This is a genomic window from Paenibacillus sp. FSL R7-0345, from assembly GCF_038595055.1.
GTDB lineage: Bacteria > Bacillota > Bacilli > Paenibacillales > Paenibacillaceae > Paenibacillus_AQ.
The window spans coordinates 3,480,931-3,501,944 of record NZ_CP152002.1 but is presented as its reverse complement, the minus strand read 5'-3'; the positions used below and the strand labels follow the sequence as shown (position 1 = coordinate 3,501,944).

At 51.4% G+C, this 21,014-nt stretch carries 17 protein-coding genes and 1 pseudogene; 7 read left to right on the top strand and 11 right to left on the bottom strand.

Translation table 11 applies throughout. The features are described 5' to 3' along the window. Window positions 1–6: 6 nt before the first annotated feature. The 5 genes from NST84_RS14870 to zwf all read right to left on the bottom strand — a co-directional run bounded on the left by NST84_RS14870 (window position 7) and on the right by zwf (window position 6,128). Window positions 7–1,224: an MFS transporter gene (locus NST84_RS14870; RefSeq protein WP_342560972.1), complete on the bottom strand. Its 1,218-nt coding sequence runs from the start codon at window positions 1,222–1,224 to the stop codon at window positions 7–9. A gap of 84 nt (window positions 1,225–1,308) precedes the next feature. Continuing rightward, a complete protein-coding gene (locus tag NST84_RS14865) occupies window positions 1,309–2,310 on the bottom strand; it encodes an ROK family protein (protein ID WP_342560971.1) in 1,002 nt (333 codons plus the stop codon). Window positions 2,311–2,429: 119 nt separating this feature from the next. Further along, entirely contained in the window at window positions 2,430–3,848 is a 1,419-nt protein-coding gene (gene gndA, locus NST84_RS14860) for an NADP-dependent phosphogluconate dehydrogenase (RefSeq protein ID WP_342560970.1), read from the bottom strand. A gap of 33 nt (window positions 3,849–3,881) precedes the next feature. Continuing rightward, window positions 3,882–4,550: a fructose-6-phosphate aldolase gene (fsa, locus tag NST84_RS14855; RefSeq protein ID WP_221801336.1), complete on the bottom strand. Its 669-nt coding sequence runs from the start codon at window positions 4,548–4,550 to the stop codon at window positions 3,882–3,884. A gap of 66 nt (window positions 4,551–4,616) precedes the next feature. Further along, window positions 4,617–6,128, bottom strand: coding sequence for a glucose-6-phosphate dehydrogenase (zwf, locus tag NST84_RS14850; RefSeq protein WP_342560969.1), 1,512 nt, complete (start codon window positions 6,126–6,128; stop codon window positions 4,617–4,619). Between the two features lie 105 nt (window positions 6,129–6,233). Here zwf and NST84_RS14845 point away from each other — a divergent pair, with 105 nt between their 5' ends. Further along, on the top strand, window positions 6,234–7,118 hold the full coding sequence (locus NST84_RS14845; RefSeq protein WP_342566440.1) for a LysR family transcriptional regulator: 885 nt from the start codon (window positions 6,234–6,236) through the stop codon (window positions 7,116–7,118). Window positions 7,119–7,218: 100 nt separating this feature from the next. On the opposite strand, the gene NST84_RS14840 is transcribed toward NST84_RS14845, so the two are convergent. The 5 genes and pseudogenes from NST84_RS14840 to NST84_RS14820 form a co-directional block, all read right to left on the bottom strand. Next, window positions 7,219–8,259, bottom strand: a complete 1,041-nt coding sequence (locus NST84_RS14840) for an alpha/beta hydrolase family protein (protein WP_342560968.1) — start codon at window positions 8,257–8,259, stop codon at window positions 7,219–7,221. A 17-nt stretch (window positions 8,260–8,276) separates the two neighbouring features. Then, window positions 8,277–9,635, bottom strand: a complete 1,359-nt coding sequence (locus NST84_RS14835) for a glycosyl hydrolase family 28 protein (RefSeq protein ID WP_342560967.1) — start codon at window positions 9,633–9,635, stop codon at window positions 8,277–8,279. Further along, entirely contained in the window at window positions 9,622–10,275 is a 654-nt protein-coding gene (locus NST84_RS14830) for a hypothetical protein (protein WP_342566439.1), read from the bottom strand. Before NST84_RS14830 ends, NST84_RS14835 begins: the two co-directional genes overlap by 14 nt. Window positions 10,276–10,359: 84 nt before the next feature. Continuing rightward, window positions 10,360–11,238: pseudogene (locus NST84_RS14825) on the bottom strand (glycoside hydrolase family 43 protein); the annotation flags it as partial. Window positions 11,239–11,304: 66 nt separating this feature from the next. Next, window positions 11,305–12,462, bottom strand: coding sequence for a glycoside hydrolase family 88 protein (locus NST84_RS14820; protein WP_342566303.1), 1,158 nt, complete (start codon window positions 12,460–12,462; stop codon window positions 11,305–11,307). A 265-nt stretch (window positions 12,463–12,727) separates the two neighbouring features. On the opposite strand from NST84_RS14820, the gene NST84_RS14815 reads away from it, so the two are divergent. Beyond that, window positions 12,728–13,144 carry a GNAT family N-acetyltransferase gene (locus tag NST84_RS14815; protein WP_342566302.1) on the top strand — a complete coding sequence of 139 codons (417 nt, stop codon included), beginning with the start codon at window positions 12,728–12,730 and terminating at the stop codon, window positions 13,142–13,144. Window positions 13,145–13,648: 504 nt separating this feature from the next. Here NST84_RS14815 and aldA read toward each other — a convergent pair. Next, entirely contained in the window at window positions 13,649–15,094 is a 1,446-nt protein-coding gene (gene aldA / locus NST84_RS14810; protein ID WP_342566301.1) for an aldehyde dehydrogenase, read from the bottom strand. A 166-nt stretch (window positions 15,095–15,260) separates the two neighbouring features. Here aldA and NST84_RS14805 point away from each other — a divergent pair, with 166 nt between their 5' ends. The 5 genes from NST84_RS14805 to NST84_RS14785 all read left to right on the top strand — a co-directional run bounded on the left by NST84_RS14805 (window position 15,261) and on the right by NST84_RS14785 (window position 20,924). Further along, window positions 15,261–16,016 carry a (Fe-S)-binding protein gene (locus tag NST84_RS14805; protein ID WP_342566300.1) on the top strand — a complete coding sequence of 252 codons (756 nt, stop codon included), beginning with the start codon at window positions 15,261–15,263 and terminating at the stop codon, window positions 16,014–16,016. Then, window positions 16,013–17,440, top strand: coding sequence for a LutB/LldF family L-lactate oxidation iron-sulfur protein (locus tag NST84_RS14800; protein WP_342566299.1), 1,428 nt, complete (start codon window positions 16,013–16,015; stop codon window positions 17,438–17,440). Before NST84_RS14805 ends, NST84_RS14800 begins: the two co-directional genes overlap by 4 nt. Continuing rightward, on the top strand, window positions 17,437–18,114 hold the full coding sequence (locus NST84_RS14795) for a lactate utilization protein C (protein ID WP_342566298.1): 678 nt from the start codon (window positions 17,437–17,439) through the stop codon (window positions 18,112–18,114). The genes NST84_RS14800 and NST84_RS14795 overlap by 4 nt, the downstream gene beginning before the upstream one ends. 379 nt (window positions 18,115–18,493) lie before the next feature. Continuing rightward, window positions 18,494–19,810, top strand: a complete 1,317-nt coding sequence (locus tag NST84_RS14790; protein ID WP_342566297.1) for a hemolysin family protein — start codon at window positions 18,494–18,496, stop codon at window positions 19,808–19,810. Window positions 19,811–19,862: 52 nt separating this feature from the next. Next, complete coding sequence (locus NST84_RS14785) at window positions 19,863–20,924, top strand: hemolysin family protein (protein ID WP_342566296.1); 1,062 nt, start codon at window positions 19,863–19,865, stop codon at window positions 20,922–20,924. The last annotated feature ends 90 nt before the right edge of the window (window positions 20,925–21,014 follow it).

Below are 21,014 nucleotides of genomic sequence, written 5' to 3'. Positions count from 1 at the left end.
CTCTCATTATTGGATTCCGGTCCGCTTGCCGCGGATCACCCGGTTAACATTTTCGGCACTCATAAACATCAGGCTCAGAAATAACAGGACTGTAAACGGGAAGATGGCTACAGTTGTCTTAGCGGCAAAAAAACCGAATAACGGGGGCAGCAGCGTCGTGCCTGTATAGGCAACAGCCATCTGATAGCCCATGAGCCGGGTGGAATTTTCTTTGCCGAAGCGCGCTGGCGTTTCATGCAGCAGTCCCGGATAAATCGGAGCCAGCCCCAGACCGATCAGAATCAGGCCGACCAGCAGAAAAGAGTCCGGGAGCGGCAGCAGCAAAATCACTCCGCCCGCCAGGGCCACAAGCTGGCCCGAGCGGATCAGTATTTTATTGCTCACCCTTAACGTGATGAATCCCGAGAGCAGCCGTCCGATGGTAATCCCACCGTAATACATGGAGATCCACGCGGCAGCTGTCTGCGCATCAAGCTCACGCGTTCCTACCAGAAAGCTGGCTCCCCATAAGCCGACGGTCATCTCTACCCCGCAGTAGAACAGAAAAGCGATCAGGGTCGTTTTCACCCCTTTTATCCTAAAGATATTGGTCTTGGCGGCTGTTCCTGTTTCACTGGTGTCTTTCCCGGAATGCTTCGGCTCTGGCTCCTCATCAGCCTTATTCTGTTCATGTACAGCGGCTATTTTGGACCACAGCGGCAGCGTTACGAGTAAAATAACAACAAGTGCAAACTGGATGACTGCCACTGCTGCATAACCGCCGCGCCAGGAGCCCCCCGTCATATAGAAAGACATAATGATAGGGCCCATTGTTGCCCCGACTCCCCAAAAGCAGTGCAGCCAATTCATATGATGCGCTTTATAATGGGCTGCTACATAGTTGTTGAGCGCCGCATCGACCGAGCCTGCTCCCAGCCCTAAGGGAATCGCCAGCAGCAGCAGCCACATCAGTGAAGGTGCCGCCGAGAAGCCCAGCAGCGCTGCTGCCGTCATAAGACAGCTGATCAATGTGACTTTACCGGTCCCCAGCCACTCAATCATCTTTCCGCTGGCCAGGCTGGACACAATGGTTCCCGCAGCGATAATCATGGCGATAAGACCCGCAGAATCTAATGAAGCATTCAATTCTGGCTGCATGACCGGCCATGCTGAGCCAAGCAGAGAATCAGGAAGCCCCAGACTGATAAAGGCCAGATAAATAATAACCAGAAACCAGGTTGCCATATCATCCCTCTTTCATTATTATAACTACTTTATAAAGTTTCTTTATTTAATATGCGCTACCCTTTCGCTTTTGTCAATACATTACTAAAATTGAATGCTGACCGGATCAAGTGCTTGCAAAGTTAACATACGCATCCCTGCTTCATACTCTGCCTGAAAGGTATTGCTCAGAATCACTTCAGGATAATGAGGCATCGGCTCCTGAGCCTGATAACCGTTCCAAAATTCATTCCAGCGTGCAGCTTCCGTTATCTCCTGATAGATCACAATTTGATCAGGGGCAAGAACGGCATTCACACTTTGGATAATCCGGCAGGCCGCCTGCAGTAGCACTTCTTCTCTCCCTTCAGCGTACCAGTCAATTTTCTGCGGCAGGAATTTAATCTCTCCAGCCATGCCATTTTTGCCTCTGATGATATTTCCGTTCAGATAAATGCCCATGCCGGGCGGATACTTTTTCGGAAAGTAGATACCTGTTATACATTGCCTGTCTGCAGTTCCCCGGGAAGCCTGGTAACCGAAGACTGCAGCGTTAACATCATTCTCCACCATAACCGGCAGCTGAAACTGCTGCTCCAGCTCTTCAATCAAAGTGGCCCCTTCCAGCTCCTGGTGGCTGGCCACGACAATTCTGCCGTTAACGATCTGACCTGGAATGCCCATGCCGATTACTTTTACCTGCGGGCAGGCAGTAAGAAAGCTGCTGATGATCTCAGCAAAATACTGCTGTTTAAAGGCAGGCAGCACATATTCCTTTTGGCTCACGATCTCGTTTCCAAGATTGATTACGGCTGCGGAAGCAACGCGCTGGCCTTGTTTCTCTTTCAGGTAAAGAACCAGCGCCTGGCTGTAATTATAGTTGAACCGGTAGGTCAGGGCCGGCCGGCCTCCGCCGGATGCAACGGTCTGGTCTTCAACCAGTTCATTTGAATCCAGCAGCTCCTTGACCAGCGAGTTAACCGTCACCACACTAAGCTTCGTCAGCGCAGCCAGCTGTGGCTTGGTTGCTGTTCCGGCCTGCTTCATCACCTGGCGCACATTATTCAGATTGATTTCTTTCATCAGATTGGCATTTGCGTTCTTCATAATAACCTCTCTCCTGCCTGTGGTAACACGATCATAGCATAGTTGCATATCTAAAGTCTTGACCGGTACAGACATAAATAAGCCCGGGCCAGCGGCCCGGACTTTATTTATCACGCAGATTATTCGCCTTGGCTCATCCACTGGAAATGGAAGCTGCCCGGCTTGTCAACACGTTCAAAGGTATGTGCACCGAAGTAATCACGTTGTGCCTGCAGCAGGTTGGCTGGCAGACGTTCGGAGCGGTAGCTGTCATAGTAAGCCAGTCCGGAGGCAAACGCCGGAACTGGAATGCCGCGTTTAACGGCTAATGCTACTACGTCTCTCCATGCGTCCTGATAGCTATGGACAACATTGCTGAAGTATTCATCGAGGAACAGGTTCTTCAGCTCAGGATCACGGTCATAGGCATCCTTGATGTTCTGCAGGAAGCCGGCACGGATAATACAGCCGCCGCGGAAAATCATAGCGATGCTGCCGTAGTTCAGGTTCCAGTTGTATTCGTCCGAAGCCACGCGCATTTGGGCGAAGCCCTGGGCGTAGGAGGCGATTTTGCTGGCGTAAAGCGCTTTGCGGACAGCTTCGATAAATTCCTTGGCATCCCCGTCAAAGCTCTTGACTTCAGGACCCTGCAGTCGCTTGCTTGCTGCCACACGCTCTTCCTTCATCGCCGAGAGGAAGCGGGCAAAGACGGACTCCGTGATGATGGACAGCGGCACGCCGAGATCCAGTGCGTTCTGGCTGGTCCATTTGCCTGTGCCCTTCTGGCCGGCGGAATCAAGGATCACATCAACCATCGGCTTGCCGGTTTCCGGGTCTGCTTTGGCAAAGATGTCAGCTGTAATCTCGATCAGATAGCTGCTCAGCTCCCCGCGGTTCCATTCGGCAAAAATCTCATGCAGCTCTGCAGTATCGAGCCCCAGTACATCCTTCAGCAGCTGGTATGCTTCACCGATCAGTTGCATATCGCCGTACTCGATGCCGTTGTGAACCATCTTAACATAGTGTCCGGCTCCGTCCGGTCCGATGTAAGTCGAGCACGGGTCGCCGTCCACTTTTGCGGAGATAGCTGTCAGAATCGGTTCTACCAGCTCGTAGGCATCCTGCTGGCCGCCCGGCATAATCGCCGGCCCTTTCAGTGCGCCCTCTTCACCGCCCGATACACCTGCGCCGATAAAGCGGAAGCCCTGGGCCTGCAGCTCCTTGTTACGGCGCTGTGTGTCCGGGAAAAAGGCGTTGCCGCCGTCAATCAGAATATCCCCCGGCGAAAGAAACGGAATTAGCTGCTGGATGGTATCGTCGGTCGGCTTGCCGGCCTTAACCATGATCATAATTTTACGCGGGAGCTCAAGCGATTGTACAAATTCTTCAACGCTGTAAGCACCGACAAAGTTTTTGCCTGCTGCTTCAGCAAGCAGCTCATCCGTTTTTTCAGAAGAACGGTTGTATACTGCTACTGAAAATCCCTTGCTCTCCATATTCATGGCCAGGTTCTTGCCCATAACGGCCAAGCCGACCACACCAATCTGCTGTTTACCCATCTTTAATAGACCTCTCTTTCGTGTTCCGGATAATTAAACCTGTGGAGCCTTTTTCCAGTCAGCAGCGAACTTTTCCAGACCCTGATCTGTCAGCGGGTGCTTGGAAATCTGCTCAATTACGCTGAACGGAATAGTGGCGATATGCGCACCAGCCATAGCTACACGGGTAACGTGATCCGGGTGACGGACGGAAGCAGCGATAATCTGGGCATCCAGCTTGTGAATGCGGAACAGCTCAGCAACTTTTACAATCAGCTGAACACCGTCTTCAGAGATATCATCAAGACGGCCGAGAAACGGCGATACATAAGTAGCTCCGGCACGGGCAGCCAGCAGCGCCTGGTTCACAGTGAAGATTAGGGTTACGTTGGTTTTTACGCCTTTTTGAGTCAGGTAACGGCAGGCTTCAAGGCCCGCAAGGGTCATCGGCAGCTTGATCGTAATATTTTTATCGTAATTATTGATCTTGATCAGCTCATCAGCCTCGGCAATCATCTGCTCTGCAGTAATAGCGTCAGGAGTTACTTCAGCGGATACAGATTCCACTTCAGGCACAGTCTGAAGGATTTCAGCAATGCGGTCTTCGAATTTCACGCCTTCTTTGGCTACGAGCGACGGATTGGTGGTAACCCCGGACAGGACTCCGATTTTGTACGCTTTTTTAATGTCTTCTACATTTGCTGTGTCGATGAAAAACTTCATTGTGATAACCTCCAGTTTTTGGTTTAACTATAAAATACTTCGAGTTCATTTTTATCAATTTTCTATTTAAAAATTTGAAGCATCCAGCAGAGTAATCTCACTTTCCTCGTCAACTGGCGCATCCAGCCACCAGTGATGACCGTCCTGCGCCAGCAGCTGATCAGACTCAGCCGGTCCGTGTGAACCTGCGGCATAGGAATATAACGGCACGGAATTGCCGGCAAAAGCGTTCAGGATCGGCTGTACCCATTTCCAGGACAGCTCTACCTCATTCCAGTGGGCAAAGAACGACGGATCTCCATGCAGTGCATCATAGATCAGGTTCTCGTACGCCTCCGGCACCTCTATGGAGCTGGTATGGAAGTCGATATGAACGGCCTTGAACTTGCCTTTGTTCCGCGGATCTCTGGCTTTGAGCTGCAACGTAATGCCTTCATTCGGGCTGATCTCAAACACCAGCAGATTAGGAATATCATCCTCTTCTAAGGTGGAGCTCTGTTTCAGCGGCTCTTTGAATTCGATGACGATCCGCGTCGACTTCTCCTTCAGGCGTTTGCCGGTGCGGATGTAGAAGGGAACACCTTTCCAGAAGGGATCATCAATCTGCAGTCTCGCCGCAACAAACGTATCGTTCATTGAGCCGGCAGCTATTCCCGGTTCAGAACGGTAGCCGGGAACCGCTATGCCTTTAATAGCTCCTGCTGTATATTGGCCGCGTATAACGCTGGCTTCTATATTAGCTTCGTCAAGCGGTTCGAGAGCTTCCATGACTTCTTTTTTCTTGAAGCGGACTTCGTCTGGTGAGCTGTCCTTTGGCAGGCGGATCGCCAGCATCATCAGCAGCTGCAGCATATGGTTCTGGAACATGTCCCTGAGCGCGCCAACGTGGTCATAATAGCCGGCTCTTTCCTCGACTCCAACTGTTTCGGCAGCGGTAATCTGGACATTGGCAATATAACGGTTGTTCCAGAGTGCATGCAGTACCGGGTTGGTCTGCTGGAATACATCCAGCTCCTGCACCATCGGTTTGCCCAGATAATGATCGATCCGGTAAATCTCTTCCTCGGTAAAAGCCTTACTGAGCGTCTGATTCAGCTCCTGCGCAGACAGCAGATCATGCCCGAACGGCTTCTCGATGACAAGCCGTTTCCAGCCTTTCGCTGCCCCAAGGCCGCTGGCCTCAATGTTCAGGGCAATCGGCTCAAAAAACTCCGGCCCCACCGACAGATAAAACATCCGGTTAGGGGTGCTGCCCATGCTTGTCTCCAGCTGCTCGACCCGTTCAAGCAAATTCACATAATCTTCAGTGTGCCCGACATCCAGCACATTATATCGGAAGGCCTTCAGGAAGCTGCGTACGGACGCTGTGTCCTTCACTTCACGCCGGGAGAAATCCCGGAGCGAACGCTCCACCATGGCCTGGTAAGCTTCATCAGCAACTTCTCTTCTGCCGAGACCAATTACAGCGAAGGAATCATGCAGCTTGCGGTCGAGAAACAGGTTGTACAGCGCAGGATATATTTTCCGGCGGGCCAGATCTCCTGTCGCTCCGAATAAAACAAATGTGGTCGCCTCCATCTCGATTCTCCTTCTGCTATGGTTTATCTTTCCTTGTTACACTATAATACAAATACGAGCTATACAAGTAATTAATATATTGTACAGGAGCTATAGACTGTGTCTATGAACAATTTCGAATTATACAAGGTTTTTTACTGGGCAGCCAAAACGGGAAGCCTGTCCCAGGCAGCCAAGGCGCTGTTTATCACCCAGCCGAGCGTCAGCCATGCCATCAAGCAGCTGGAGGACAGCTTCGGGCTTACCCTGTTCAACCGCAATTCCAAGGGCGTTGCCCTGACGCCGGAGGGCGCTACACTTTACTCTTACATTGAGCAGTCCCATATCCTCATCACCCAGGCGGAGAAAAAAATGGCCGAGCTCAAAAATCTCGATAACGGCGAGCTGCGTATCGGCGGCAGTGACTCCCTGTTCAAGCATTACCTGCTGCCCTTTATCGAAACCTTTCATCAGCGTTACCCCGGCATCCGGCTGCACCTAATCCATGGAACCACCCCTGAAGTCATCTCTTATCTAAAAGAGGGCCAGGTCGATCTGGGCGTCGTCCGCATTCCGATTGCCGATCCCCAGCTTGAGGTGTGGCAGGGTCTGCAGCTGCAGGACTGTTTTGTTGCCGGCAGCAGCCATTATCCGGAGCTGAACGAAAAGGTGCTGACCATCGGGGAGCTTCTGCGCTACCCGATCATCCTCTTTTCCCGCAGAAGCCGTGCCCGGGCAGCAGTCAGTGACCTGTTCCGGGGCTACGGCTATGAGCTGAAGCCGGAAATTGAAGTCGGCAGTGTCGGACTGCTGATTGAATTTGCCCGTAAAGGTCTGGGGATCTCCTTTGTAACCCGGGAGTTCGTCTCCAAAGAGCTGGAGGAGGGTTCGCTGTTCGAGATTAAGCTGGATGTCCAGCTTCCCCCGGCTCAGGTGGGTATTATGACCAGGCGCAACATGCCGCTGACTACGGCGGCGAGCAAGTTTATTGAGATTACGGGGACGGTGTGAGGCGTTAGGGCTGCTTACGTAATTTAAAAAGACTCAGCTTGAATGGGCTGAGTCTTTTTGTGATTTCATGTGGAATGAAGCTGTGGGGCAAATCCAATAGCTAACCCTGATTTACAGCCTCAGTGATCAGCATCCCGTACAGCCACGGCACTGACACTTTGCCGGAGATTTCATGCTTGCCGGGATGAAGATCATACGACAGCCGGGACCCGGCATCCCGGGCCGAGTATATCTGCTGCAGCCGAGAAATGGCAGAATGCACATGCTGCACAGGGAAGATCGGATCATGGACGCCCGATTCAATGAACAGGGCTCTGGGGGCGATTAAACCAACCAGCTCCGGTTGCTCGGCAGCCTGCAAGATTCCGGGCAGATAATTGTCAATGCAGTGATGCAAAGCCAGAATGCTGCCGGCAAAGGTGTTCGTCCAGCCGCACAGTACAGCCGCTTTGATCCGTTCATCCAGCGCGGCGGCATAGGCGGCAATCAGACTGCCTCCGGAGAAGCCGAATATCCCGATCCGGGAAGAATCACTATCCGGGCGCATCGAAAGATAATCCACCGCCCGCATCGCTTCATAGACTCTCATTCCGGCAAGCGTCCTGCCGAATAACATTAGCTGTGAAACCAGGGTGCTGCAGGAACTTGGACTGGAAGCGTTCTTCATCTCCTCTGCCACCCGGCGCACCCCAAAGCCCAGGATCTCAGGGATTACGACGATCATCCCCTGCTTAACCAGCCGGACAGCGAACCGGTTGTGTATACCCGGCTCCTCCAATTCCCTGTAATCCGAATTCAGACCTGCGGCATCAAGCTGTCCGTTGCCATGTCCATGGCAGGCCAGTACTGCCGGCCACGGCCCATTGCCAGTCTTGGGGACCAGCACGATAACGGGCACATGAAGAGCTTCTTCAGTGGAATAAGAAATACGCTCCAGAATAAATTTTTTGTATTCAACACGCTCCAGCAGCACAGGATTAAGAGGAGCTGAAGCCTCCGGCAGCTCTCCCAGTGCCTGTTTCAGTCTGCTCCTCAGCCAATTCCGCTGTTCATTCTGTGTCAGGCATAACTCCCGGTTGTTTCTCGCAGCTTCTGTCCGTTGATACAAGGCCTTAATATAAGCATCCGTTGTATAATCCATTCCATTATCATCCTCTATTATTCCACAATATCCAGCTTGAGCGTGTTACTTCCTTCTATTATATAGGATTCCCGTGTATCCTCCCGCAGCGCGTGGAATCTGATGCCGTCTAAAGTAAGCCGCTCCACATTCCGGATATCCATGAAGGTGGTCCGGCTCCAGTCGGGATAGTAATTCTCTGCAGCTGCCTCCGGATGCTCCAGCCGCATATCATGGACCTGCGGATAAGCAGCAGGGATATCTGTTTTTTGTACGCCACCGGCGCAAGTATACATGATATTTCTAAGGATCAGATCGCGGATCGGATGCTCCCTGCACGCATCAACACGGATACCGTTAAAGGACGGGCTGCCCATAATGTCATCTGTGAACCGGTAATGGGTCTTGTACATCTCTTCATCGTCAGTGGCAATGATGTCTGACAGCATAATCCGTTCAAGCGAGCCGATCTCCGGCATGCGCTCAAGCCCGATGGAGGAGCCGATCTCTTCAAGCCGGTTATTCAGCAGAATAAAGACGGGACGGGATACATTCCGCATGACCAGACCCGAAGCCACGATATCGCTGATGCTGCCGCCCTCTGTGCATTCAATCTTGATCCCTTCCCGCCACACATTTTCGAAGGTGCAGTTATGAATCGTGACACTCGAAATATCCCCGACCGACTTCAGCCCGATCCGGATGCCGGCGCAGATTGAAGTGAAATGGCAGTTGACGATATGCACATTTTTCATCGGATAATCCTTACTGCCGGCTTGAAGACAGAGATTATCATCGGTACCGAGGATTTTGCAGCCCGAGATGAACACATTCCGGCAGCCGTCATAGTCCAATCCGTCACCGTTGTATTTTTTGTCGTTCCTGATATCTAGATTTTCACACCAGATATTCTCACTATCCAGAAAGGCGGTCGTCCAGGCAGTCGAGTTATAGAGTCTCAGTCCGGTGACATGAATGTTGCTGCAGCGCAGAAAGCGCATCATCATCGGCCGGTAGATACTGCCCTCATTAGGGAAGTTCTCGGCGTTGCCGTTAATCTCACCCTGGCCGGTAATGCTGACATTGACAGCATCCTCTGCATAAATGAAGCATCTGTCCATATCCTTTTCATTAATATAGCGGTTATAATGGGTGTCCTCCGAGAAATCGTAGATGTCCGGGCTGGCAAGCAGCACTGCGGAAGGATTAAGCTGCAGGTTCACATTCGATTTAAGGATAATCGTCCCCGAAACAAACGTTCCGCCGCTTAGCACGACAGTCCCGCCGCCGGACCCATGGCATTCATCAATGGCCTGCTGGATTGCACGGGTATCCACCGTTACCCCATCACCGGCGGCGCCGTACCGCTTCACATCAAAAATATCAGTCATGGTCATTAGCAGAGCCTGCCTGCACCCTGTTATAGTACTCAAAATAATCGAAATCGGCAGGCTGTCGGAAGCCGGTTAAATCCTGGCAGCAGATGCCGGCAAAGGACCCGGTGAACCAGCCCTCCTGGCAGGCTTCGTCAGACAAAGTACTCGCATCAAGCACTGGCCCGATTACCTCATATTCGTCTTCACCATCTACAGAATAGGAGAACTGAAGCTTGTCATAATCGACGTCAGCCCGCAGCAGAATCCGCTTTGCGTTATCCGGCAGCGGTACATATCCGGCAGGCTCCGAATAGCTGTTGTTAACAGCGGTGAGAATGCTGATGCACCGGCCCAGATCCTCATGATGAGTGACATGGAGATAGTAATAGTTCTGGGTATCATAGATCAGGATCAGGCCGGCCATTTGCTTGAAGCTGGAGGGCTCGAATTCAAGCGCTGCCGCTGCCGTGAAGCGATGCTCCTCCCAGCGTCTGGCTATCAGGCTCTGCCGGAACTTCGAGCCAAGCCCTTCGCGGCCGTACAGCCGCAGATAACCGGGCCTTTCGCTCAGGGAATAGAAGGTATCGTCAAGCGGAACCCGCAGGGACTGAAAGCTGATATCCAGCTCAGCACCCTCAAAATCATCCCTTGCCGGCTTCACCGGGAACGGGTGCAGCGGCAGGTCAGGAGCTTCTACCTCGGTATCAGGCAGCACCGAGCCGTTCGCCAGGCGCAGCCAGCCGTCTTCGGTCCACTCTACCTTTTGCAGCGCCGTTTCACGCCCGAGAGTATATTTCCGCTCACCTTTTTCCGTAAGGTTCTCTAAGGGACGGCCGCATAAATGCACCATGTACCACTCCCCATTTTGGGTTTCGACCAGATCACCGTGCCCCGCTTTCTGCAGCGGCAGCTCCGGATTGTCTCTGGAGGTCATCAGGGAATTACCCTCGTACGCTTCGTAAGGCCCGAATAACTCTCTGGATCTCAGCATGCTCTGGCCATGGCCTTCCCCTGTTCCGGTATCCGCAGCGAACAGGTAATAATAGCCGCCCCGTTTATAAATATGCGGACCCTCCAGGTATGTATCCTGGCTCGCATAGATCGTTACAGGCTCACCAATCATTTTCTGCTCCTCAGCAGAATACTCTTGGATGACAAGATGCCCTCTGTACCGTTTTGTTACCCGGTGATCGGTTACCATGCTTACGATGTACTTACGGCCGTCCTCATCATGAAACAGCGACGGATCGAACCCGTAGCTGTTCAGGTAGACCGGCTCAGACCACTCCCCGCGGATATCCGTCGCAGTAACCAGATAATTTGGTGTGTCGTACATTTTGACATAAAAGGAATTAACAACGGTGTAGATGAGATAGAAGGTGCCGTTATCATAGGTCAGGCATGGCGCTCAGATTCCCTGAGAAGCGCCGATGCCGCGCAGGTCCAGCTGGGAGATCCGGTTAAGCGGACGGGTGATCAGCTCCCAGTTGACCAGATCCCGGGAATGATGAATCTGCACGCCTGGGAACCATTCGAAGGTCGAGGTGGCGATATAATAATCATCTCCGACCCGCAGGATGGACGGATCGGGATTGAAGCCCCGCAGAATAGGGTTTTTGATCATGTGGCTCATAGTACAGATATCCTCGCTTTACATTAGAGTCGGGTCAGCCCGCTTTGTCTGGCTTTTCTACCACAAATACAGGTCATTGCCCTTCAGCTTGAATATAGCTTCCATGAAATAATAGTCCCCGTAAATAATTGCATGATGATGCTGGTTGCGCGGCTTGTGATAAGCCTCTGAGCCTCTTTGAATAATACAGTCATTATTCTCCGACCAGTCGGAACGTTCATCAAGTGCCCGCAGCAGCTTAAGCGCAGCATTCAGGTACAGCTCACGCTCAAGCTCTCCTACAGCCTTGGCGATCTCGATCAATCCGCAGGCGGCAATGGCCGCAGCCGTATCATCCTCAAGCTTAGGCTCAGCCGGCTGGCGGAAATCAAGCGGAATGACACCGTCCTCCGGGATATTAGCCATGAAATAATGGGCAATCCGCTTCGCGGTCTGGAGATATTCTTCTTTGCCGGTATGGATATAGCTCATCATGAAGCCATACAGCGCCCAGGTCTGTCCTCTGGTCCAGGAGGAGCCGTCCGCATAGCCTTGTCCGCCAAATGTACGTACTACGCCGCCGTTGAACGGATCGAACTCAACAATATGGTGCACGGAGCCGTCCGGCCGCACGAAGGTAGACATGACCGTGTCGGCATGCCGCATGGCAATCTGTTTAAAGCGGGGATCACCCGTCTCCTCGGTCGCCCAGTACAGCAGCGGAATGTTGAACATGCAGTCGATGATGGCCCAGCCTCTGGTATCGCCTTCGTCCAGGTCATTCCAGGCACGGATGAAGCCCCCTGCCAGATTAAACCGGCCGGCCAGCAGATTGGCGGCATGCAGCGCTCTTTTGCGGGAATCCGGATTCTTGGTCACCTTGTAGTTGGCAACACTGGTAGGCAGCCACATGAAGCCCACATCATGATGCAGACCATAGAAGTCCTGAAAACACTTGTCGAGCAGCTCCTCGGATCTATTTGCGATTTCCTTATATTTTTCATTTCCGGTCTCATGATACATCAGCCACAGCATGCCGCCCCAGAAGCCGTTCGTCCACCAGCAGATGCCATCTGCGTCGAAGCCGCTTACATTTTTCGTCGCCTTGTCGTCATGCGTGCCGTCCACGGTGGTGTACGGGATTTTGTGGCGTGATTTTTCGCTGACGGTATCCAGCTTTGCAGTTATTTTTCCGATAACGGAATCTACCCAAATGCGGTCTTTACTCTGTAGCATGTCTCTTTTCCTACTTTCTCTGTATAGTATGCGGATTTGACTTCATTGTAGGATACCTGTGCCGGGATTGGTATGCGACTTTTTCAGGTTTTCCCGCTTTTTTTTAAGGAATTTGCCGGTTTGAAAAGAAACAGCCTGCCGGATGTCAGTTACATGGACAGCGCCTTGTATGTAGTGTTGTAAGAGTAGCTTTGGGTCAGCCGGCGTTAACCGGTCTGCAGCTCTTCCAAGTTATGTTATAGTTAGGCAGAAGGAGTGAGCACACTTGAACATTGTAGAATTGGATGCAGTACACAATCAGCGGGAATTAACGAGGTTACTGGAAGAGCACCGCCATGGTGCGGATAGCAGTATTCCAGCCTATGAGCGGACAATGCTCTCCCTTGCGGCTTACGTGAATGACAGCTTTGCGGGCGGGGTAACAGGAGATGTGGCCTGGAACATTCTGAATGTGAACCTGCTGGCAGTCGATCCCGCCTATAGAGGAACCGGACTAGGGGCTGCCCTGCTCGCAGAAATTGAAAACCGTGCCCGGCAGCTCGGCTGCAAAGTAAGTGAGCTGACCACCATGAGCTGGCAGGCGCCGCATTTCTATCAGAAGCAGGGCTACGAGATTTTCGGCGAGATTAAGGATTGCCCGAATGAGGGGCATACGAAGTATTATCTGAAGAAGCGGCTTTAAGGACCGCTTCTTGGGGGATTCGCTGCTGCTCGGAGGAGAGCCGCTGCGGGTCAGATTAGGATTTAGTGAATCAAAGGGAGTTTTCCCTTTGATTTCGCCAATTCGCCTGCTGCGGGCGCAATCAAGGGCTTTTTTGCCTTTGATTTGTTTCACCCCTTCGCCTGCTCTAGTTCAAGGGCTAATAGTTACTTTTCCATCTATTCTACAAACTATCCACTCCCCACTATTTACCACATACTATCTACTATTACTATTTTCTATCCTCTATCTTCTATTTACTCCCTACTATCTATTCCCACTATCTACTCTATCCCCCTTCCCATCCCCTTACCTTTGTCTGAACGAAAACAGGCCCCCGGAAAACCCGGGGACCTGTAGCTAAAATAGGATTAGTGCACACCATTATGTTGCAGTATCCATCCTGCATAAATCATCCATTACTCACACATCAACGATTGTACATCACTAACTGTGCATCACTTACTATTCCTCATTCACCGTACATCAGTTAACCGACTTATCATACTGCAGATAAACAACCTGAGTCTGCAGATACTCGTTCAAGCCGTGCTTGCCGTCCGCGCCGCCGATGCCGGATTTGCGCCAGCCGGCGTGGAAGCCCTGCATCGCTTCGAAGTTTTCGCGGTTGATGTAGGTTTCCCCGTACTTCAGCCGTTTGATCACCTTCATCGCCACGTTCAGGTTCTGCGTATACAGCGAAGAGGTCAGGCCGAACTCGCTGTCATTCGCCAGCTCAATCGCTTCATCCAGTGTTGCGAAGGTAACAATCGGAATAACCGGCCCGAAGATTTCGTCCTGCACAATTTCCATCTTATTGGTAGCATCAGCAATAACCGTTGGTTCGAAGAAGCTGCCGGTGCCCTCAACCTTTTTACCGCCGAGCAGTACTTTTGCGCCTTCTTCAACAGCCCGGTCCACCTTCTGCTGCACGGAATCCTGAGCGGCTTTGTTGATCAGCGGTCCCATCTGGATGCCGGTATCAACCAAAGGATTGCCGTATTTCACTTCCTTCATGGCTTCAACCAGGCGGGAGGTGAATTCGTCTTTGATGGATTCGTGTACATATACACGCTCAGCACAGTTACACACCTGGCCTGTATTAATGACGCGTGAATCAACGATTGCCTTCACCGCCAGATTCAGATCGGCATCTGCCATAACAATCGCCGGCGCTTTACCGCCAAGCTCAAGGCTGACCTTAATAATGTTCTCGGCTGCCGCCTCCATGACCTTTTGTCCTGCCGGTACGCTGCCTGTCAGGCTGACCATCCCGACCTTAGGGTTGCTGGCCAACTCATTGCCGACCTCACCGCCTCTGCCTGTAACCAGGTTGTATACACCTTTTGGCAGACCGACTTTATCTACAATTTTGGTAAAAGCAATCGCATTATTAGGTGACTCCACACTAGGCTTAACTACAATCGTATTGCCGGTGATCAGGGCAGGTGCCATCTTTCTGGCGATCAGGAAGAACGGGAAGTTCCATGGCAGAATCCCTGTAGTAACCCCGATAGCCCGCTTGAATACAAAAATATTCTCGTTATCGCGGTCACTCTGGACAATCTCACCCTCGTAGCGGCGTGCCCATTCAGCCATATAGTCCAGGTAGTCAGCCGTAAAATTCACTTCTACTGTGGACAATTCCAGCGTCTTTCCGACTTCCTCGGAAATCAGTCTGGCAATGCTGTCTGCCTCCGCGCGGATTCCGTCTGCAATCGCATGCAGATATCTGCCTCTTTCTACTGCAGGAGTCTCTTCCCAGGCTGACTGTGCTGCATCGGCAGCATCAATCGCACGCACGACATCATTTTTGGTCGCTTTAGGCACCTGTGAAATAACTTCATCGGTTGACGGGTTGGTGACATCCATCCACTCTTGGGTTTCTGATTCGGTAAATTGGCCGTTGATGTACATCAAATGCTTTTCCACTGTTACTCCCCCTCAAGATAAATTATTCCATTACTTCTCCCATAGTGTAAACGCTAACAACATTTTATGTCAACAAGATACACATTTTTTATGTGTTTTTGTGTTGTTTTTCATTGACTTCTTGAGTTAAGCTATACTTACCAACGCTGCGATTGGAGGAACAGGAATGAAAGTTAGCATTTTTTCGACTTGTTTAATAGATCTGATGACCCCGAGTGCGGGAAAAGCAATGGTGGAGGTGCTTGAAAGGCTGGGTTGCGAGCTTGACTTCCCGGCTTCACAGGTCTGCTGCGGCCAGCCCACGTATAACAGCGGTTATCTGGAGGATTCCAAGCTGGCTATGAAAAATATGATGCTCGCCTTTGAGCATTCTGAGTATGTAGTTGGTCCCTCCGGCTCCTGCATTGCTATGTTTCACGAATACCCGAAGATTTTTAAAGGAGATCCGGACTGGGAATTGAAAGCGGTTGCCCTGAAGGAGAAATCGTATGAGTTCACCCAGTTCATTGTCAGAGTGCTGGGAATTACGGATGTCGGGGCAAGGCTTGAAGGCACGGCGACCTATCACCGTTCCTGCCATATGACCAGACTGCTCGGCGAAAAAGAGACCCCTTACCAGCTGCTTGAGCAGGTACGCGGTTTACAGCTGGAGCCGCTCAAGAACAGCGATAACTGCTGCGGCTTCGGCGGAACCTTCTCAGTGAAAATGCCGGAAATCTCCGGCCAGATGGTCGATGAAAAATGCGACAGCGTGCTGGAAACCGGAGCGGATATTCTGATCAGCGCGGATATGGGCTGTCTTATGAATATCGGCGGCCGCCTGTCCCGTAAAGGAGCACCCGTCAAAATCATGCATATTGCCGAGGTGCTGAACCAGACCGGCGAGCCGGCAGCAGCCACCAAAGGAGGAATCCGCTCATGAGTCTGCAGACAGATAAACGGGAGTTCGGCGAGCGAACGGCGGACGGCATAGGCAATACTTTTATGCGGAGTGCCGTAAGCTCTGCGCAGGACAGCCTCAAGACCAGACGCCTTACTGCCGCCACCACACTCGGCGACTGGGAGCAGTGGCGGCTGGTCGGCCAGAAGATCCGTCAGCACACGCTGCAGAATCTCGATTTTTACCTGAACCAGCTTGCTGACAATGTTGAGAAAAAAGGCGGGCATGTCTATTTTGCCGCAACCAAAGAAGAAGCCAGCAGCTATATCCGTGATGTTGTCATTCGGAAGCAGGCCAAAAAAATCGTCAAATCAAAGTCGATGGTTACCGAGGAAATTGAAATGAACAAGGTGCTCATTGAAGCCGGCTGCGAGCTGATCGAGACCGACCTTGGCGAATATATACTGCAGATTGATGACTGGGACCCGCCGTCACATATTGTGGCGCCTGCCCTGCACAAGGACCGTAACCAGATTAAACGGGTATTCACCGAAAAGCTTGGCTACACCGGAGATGAGAGTCCCGAAAAGCTGGCGCGCTTCGCCAGGGCCGTCCTGCGGCAGAAGTTCCTGGAGGCGGATGTCGGTATCACTGGCTGCAACTTTGCTGTCGCCAATCTTGGGGCGATTAATCTGGTGACTAATGAGGGCAACGGAGACCTTACGGCGGCCATACCTAAAACACAAATCGCTGTAATGGGGATGGAACGGATTGTTCCTACGCTGGAAGAAATGGAGGTGCTGGATAATCTGCTCTGCCGCAGTGCTGTCGGGCAGAAGCTGACCAGCTATATCACCGTTATGGGTCCCAAGCTCGCGGGTGAAGTTGACGGCCCGGAAGAATTTCATCTTGTTATAGTAGATAACGGGCGCTCAGACATTCTGGGAAGCGAATTCAATGAAGCGTTACAGTGTATCCGCTGCGGCGCCTGCCTGAATGTCTGTCCGGTCTACCGCCATATCGGCGGGCATGCTTACGGCTCCATCTATCCCGGCCCGATTGGGGCAGTCATTACACCTCTGCTTGGCGGATATGATGATTACAAGGAACTGCCCTTTGCCTCCAGTCTTTGCGGAGCTTGTACAGATGTCTGTCCGGTCAAAATTCCGCTGCACGAGCAGCTCATTGTACACCGGCAGAATATCGTGAAGGAAAAGCGTACCGGAGCTGTGGACCGCTTCCAGATGAAGGCCGCCAGCCGGCTGCTCTCCTCCCCTTCCCTGTTCGGCAAGGCACTGCGGTTTGCCAATCCCGGCAGCAAGATGATGAGCAAGCATGGCCGGATTGTCAGAGGCCCGGGGCTGATCCAGGGCTGGGTCAGTGTCCGTGATCTCAAGCAGCCGGTCAAGCAGGAGGACAGCTTCCGCACCTGGATGAAAGACCGCAAAGGAGGTTCCAGCAAATGACTGCCATAAATAATAACAGGGATGCTTTTTTGAACAGAGTTGCCTCCAAGCTTGGCCGGGAGCGAATCCATAATGTGCAGCGTCCTGATCTCAGCGGTATGATTCCTGACAGCTATGGAGCCCTAACCACAGATGATCTGATCAGTATCCTCAAGGAGCAGTGCTTCTTTATCCATACCCAGCTGATTGAATCCACACCCGACATTCTGCAGCGGACGCTTGATGATCTGATAGCGGCAAACGGCGGAGGCCAGGTAATGACTTCCGGTGACCGCCGTTTTGCCGGCTATGGGCTCAGCTTCCCTGGTTCAACCGTCTGGTCGGGCGAGGCCAGCCGTGAGGAGAACATCAGCCGGTCCGAAGCGGCCAATACGGTGATTGTGTTCGCGGATTATGTTCTCGCAGAATCAGGAACCATAGTCGTGGAGAGCCGGCCGGATCAGGGGCGTGCCCTTCACTTTTTACCGGAGCATTATATTGCTATTGTTGAGAAAGAGCGGATTGTATTGCGCTCCACACAGGCTGCTGCAGCGCTGAACCGGCGGGTTGAAGCAGGAGAATCTGTCGGCTCGTCCATTAATCTGATCTCCGGCCCTTCCAATTCGGCAGACATTGAAATGCAGCTGGTCGTCGGTGTGCACGGTCCGTTAAGAGCGACCTATGTCCTTATCTGAATAATACCTTTGTGCCGCTCCCCTAATCGAAATAAGCAGAGCAGGATTCCTCCATAAGCGGAAGAATCACTGCTCTGCTTTATTTTTACTGAAAATAATGAATGCTGCAGGTTATCGGACATTGGCATTTGGTGCTTCAGGATCGACAAAATCGCAAACCATAACGTGCAACTGGATGGTTTGGTCTGAATTATGTTATACTTTTTCGTATATCTTATGGAGGGGGGCTGAACAATAATGGGAAGGCGATATTGCAAATGGATTGTGCTCCTACATTGATCCGCTTCTGCAGCTGTATGATGAACCCGGAACTCTCGTTCGAACCACAAATACGTCCTTAATTCAACTTGGAGGTGAATCCCTCTTTTGAGGGAAAGGATTGGATTTAATAACCTTAACGAACCTAATGATCCTTGCAATATTAATTGTACTGACGGCATTTTTCGTAGCCTCGGAATTTGCGGCCGTAAAAATGCGGATGTCGCGGATTGAACAGCTGATTGATGAAGGCAACAAAAAAGCAGTGCTTGCCAAGAAGGTCGTCAGCGATCTGGACTACTATCTGTCCGCCTGCCAGCTCGGGATTACAGTAACTGCACTCGGTCTGGGTGCGATCGGTAAGCCGGCGGTAGAACGTATTCTCTACCCTGTTTTTGATTATTTCAATGTATCTGAAGCCAATGCTTCTGTAGCGTCTTATGCAATTGCCTTCATATTTGTAACCTTCCTGCACGTAGTTGTCGGTGAGATGGCACCGAAGACACTTGCTATCCAGTTTTCCGAAAAGCTTACGCTTCTCCTCTCCCCGCCGCTATACTGGTTCGGCAGAATCATGCACCCGTTCATCGTTGCGCTGAACGGAACCTCACGGGTCATCCTGCGTATGTTCGGCGTAAAGCCGGCAGGCCATGAAGAGCATTATTCGGAAGAAGAGCTGCGGATCATTATGGCCCAGAGCTTTGAGGGCGGCGAGATTAATGAACAGAAGCTGGAGTATCTGGAAAATGTATTTTCCTTCGATGAGCGTGTAGCCAAGGATATTATGATTCCGCGTACCGGAATGGTCGCCCTGGATTACGATATGTCGAATGAAGATATCGTCAGCATACTTGACACCAATAACTATACCCGTTATCCGGTCATCGAGACCGGCAATAAAGACCGTGTACTTGGTGTAGTTAATGTAAAGAAGATGCTTCCGCATATTATTGCCGGCCGGGATCCTCATCTGAAGGAGTTTGTCCGCAGCCTCCCTACCGTATCATCTGTTACTCCTATTAAGGAGGCCATGCTCAAAATGCAGCAGGAACAGATGCATATGGCTCTGGTTATTGATGAATACGGCGGTACTGCCGGGATTCTGACGCTAGAGGATATCCTGGAGGAGCTTGTCGGAGAAATCCGCGATGAATTCGACGCCGACGAGGTACCGGAAATACAGCGGATCGACGAGCAGACTTATATCATTAACGGCCGCGTTCTTCTGGAAGATATTGAGGAGCAGTTCGGCGTGACCTTCGAGGACAGCGAGGAAATCGATACCATCGGGGGCTGGATTCAGTTCCATGAAGGGACTTCCATTGACACCGGATATGAATTTAAGGCCGGAGGCCAGAGCTGGACGATCATGGAAACGGATAATTTCCAGATCAAGCAGGTCATTTTACACTACAAACAACCGCAGGTACAGCATTAAGAACGTCTTATCAAATACTTTGGAGGTGAATCCCTCACGCTGAGGGAAAACTTTGGACGGAGTTATTACGATAAATTTAATTATGGTTGCGGTCTTTATCGGCCTTACCGCCTTTTTTGTCGGTGCTGAATTTGCCATTCTGAAGGTACGGATGTCGCGGATCGACCAGTTGATCAGTGAAGGCAACAAAAAGGCAGTCATTGCCAAAAAGGTGGCACATGATCTCGATTACTATTTGTCCGCGTGCCAGCTGGGTATTACAATCACGGCTCTGGTACTCGGGGCGCTCGGTGAGCCGACAGTCGAACGGATTCTGCATCCGCTGTTTGACCAGATGGGTGTTCCTGCCGCATTGTCTACTTTGCTCTCCTATCTGATTGCCCTGTCGATCATCACCTTCCTGCACGTAGTCATCGGGGAGCTTGCTCCCAAAACGCTGGCAATCCAGTTCGCAGAGCGGATGACACTGCTGCTTGCACCTCCGCTGTACTGGTTCGGTAAAATCACGTACCCGTTTATTGTTGCTTTGAATGGTTCTGCCCGACTGCTGCTGAGAATCTTCGGCATTAAGCCGGCCGGCCATGAATCTGTCCATTCAGAGGAAGAATTGAAATGGATCGTTGACCAGAGCTATGAGAGCGGTGAAATCAACAAAACAGAGCTTGTCTACCTGAATAACATCTTTGCCTTTGATGAGCGGACGCTTGCTGAAATCATCGTTCCGGTATCAGGTGTAGTAACTCTGCAGGCAGATATGCAGGTAGAGCAGCTAATCGAAGTATTAGGTAAACATGACTATACACGTTATCCGGTTCTGGCTGCCGATGGAAGCGGCCGGTATAGCGGATATGTGAACACGAAAGAGATGCTTACCAGCATCGCCGCCGGTAGAACAGCCAACTGGCAGACCTTTATCCACGATATTCCGAAATTTGCAGCCAGCAAGAACCTGCGTGATGTCCTGCTGCGGATGCAGCAGACCCGGGTTCATATGGCGGCCGTGACTGACACGTCAGGTGCTGTTACCGGAATTGTGACGATGGAGGATCTGCTGGAAGAGATCGTAGGCGATATCCGGGATGAAAGTCTTAACGTGAATGTAGCTCCGAATTAACAGCATATATGCAAACAAGCCTGCACATTGTGCAGGCTTGTTTGATCTTTATAAACCACGCTTGATATAGATAAGAAATTATATATAATG